1 protein-coding gene is annotated in these 1,814 nt (G+C 45.0%); it reads right to left on the bottom strand.

Annotated elements, in window-relative coordinates; all coding sequences use genetic code 11:
- Positions 1-504: 504 nt before the first annotated feature.
- The gene (locus tag MICAI_RS17290) at positions 505-1,719 is read right to left on the bottom strand and encodes an ATP-dependent 6-phosphofructokinase (RefSeq protein WP_008205188.1); all 1,215 of its coding nucleotides are present in this window, start codon (positions 1,717-1,719) and stop codon (positions 505-507) included.
- Positions 1,720-1,814 lie beyond the last annotated feature (95 nt).

Raw genomic sequence — 1,814 nt, 5'->3', positions numbered from 1 at the left:
TTATAACCTCATTACTGATAGTAGAAGTCTTTATGTAGGATTTGCGGCAAAAAGTACGGGCGAAGCATTCGGATAGAAAATCTCTGGTTTCACCTATAGGTTATTGCCCGAATGCTTCGCCCCTACAGGACGCGGGCCGATAATAAAAGTTTATGCTCAGAAAATTAATTAGGGCTGGCTGAAAAAGTAGGGGCGAAGCATTCGGATAGGAAATCTACGGTTTCAGCGATAGGTTATGCCCGAATGCTTCGCCCCGAAGATGCAAGGTTTTCAACCACGATTCTCTCAAAATCTTGCACCTGTTTCGCAAAATAGGCCCCTAAAACCCTTACCTCGTCTATATTTCACATTTATTCAGCAAGCCCTAATTACACTCTTTTAAAAAGTTTCTTAATTTCTACAGTAGCTGTCAGTATCTCCCGTAATTGTAGCGTTTAGAAATGCCTAATCTTAACCAATTAACAAAGCGAGAAAGTATTAGCAACCCTTCTCGCTTTATTATAACTAAACCAACGCCTCCACAGCTTGCGGAACTACTGCCGTCTCGGTCGTGGTCGTGGTATTTTCCCCTAGGTAAATTCCCAAAGAACGGGCTGTTTTCACAATAAAACCATCAGGAGCCACGGGATAGGCACAGCGATTTTCTTGATGACATTGTTTGATAATTTTGATCACTGGTTTCAGTGGCAAACTACGCACTTGTCCCCCGCGCCAAATCACCACGCGATCGAGTTTTCCCTGTTCAATTAATTCTACAGCCTTAATGCCAAAAGCCGTGGCTAACAGTCGATCCATGGCCAAAGGAGGACGACTTCTTTGCAGGTGTCCCAAAGACATGGCCCGCACATCCATGGAATTGAGATAACAGAAGACGGGATCGGTAACGCATAAAGAGCGAGTTTTGTCAACTATCAATTTTTCTAAATAATCGCCAATATACTTCTCTTTTTGGTTATCTTCGTTTCTAACCCCCTCAGAAATGACAATGAGAGCGAATTTACGACCTTGGGCCCGTAATTGTGCCAAATGATCACAACAACCGTCGATAATTTCGGGAGTGAGAGCCGGGGTTAATTCGGGAATAAAAATCGCATCGGCCCCCCCGGCAATCCCCGCATGAAGGGCCAAATGACCGGCATCTCTACCCATAACCTGCACAATCATCACCCTTTCGTGACTAGCGGCGGTAAAGGTGAGATCATACAAAGCTTGAGTGACGATATCCACGGCAGTGGTAAAACCGACGGACCATTCCGTATAGGGAACGTCATTATCGATGGTTTTGGGAACCGCGATAATATTCCAGTTGCCTTTCTGGGCGAGATCGTAGATGATATCGACGCTCCCATCGCCCCCGACGACGATCAGGGCATCTAATCCTAGCATTTCGTATCCTTGCAGGATTTTCGTGGCAATTTCTGGGTTTTCGGGATGTCCTTTGCTCAAAGAACCCAAAACACTACCACTAAGAAACTGCAAAACGTCTAATCCTTTCAATATCCCGGGTAGGTCATAGCCATGCTGAGTCAGGATCAAATCTTGGGGGTGATATTTCCCCTCAGCAATCTGCATAAAACCGTCGGTCCCGTAGGGAATGCCGTACACATCCCAACCCTTGAGTTTTGATGCTTTCACCACGGCACGAATTACCGCATTTAACCCCGGGCAATCGCCACCACTGGTCAGAATGCCGATTTTTTTCTTTTGATTCTCGTTCATGGTTACATCCTCCAGGATTTTTTTGTCAGTTATCAGTTATCAGTTATCAGTTATCAGTGATCAGATGTAAGTTTTCAGTTTTCAGTTAAGTAGCT

The organism is Microcystis sp. T1-4 (assembly GCF_000297435.1).
Classification (GTDB): Bacteria; Cyanobacteriota; Cyanobacteriia; order Cyanobacteriales; family Microcystaceae; genus Microcystis.
Note: the sequence above shows the minus strand (reverse complement) of the source record. Positions and strands in the feature narration are given on the sequence as shown.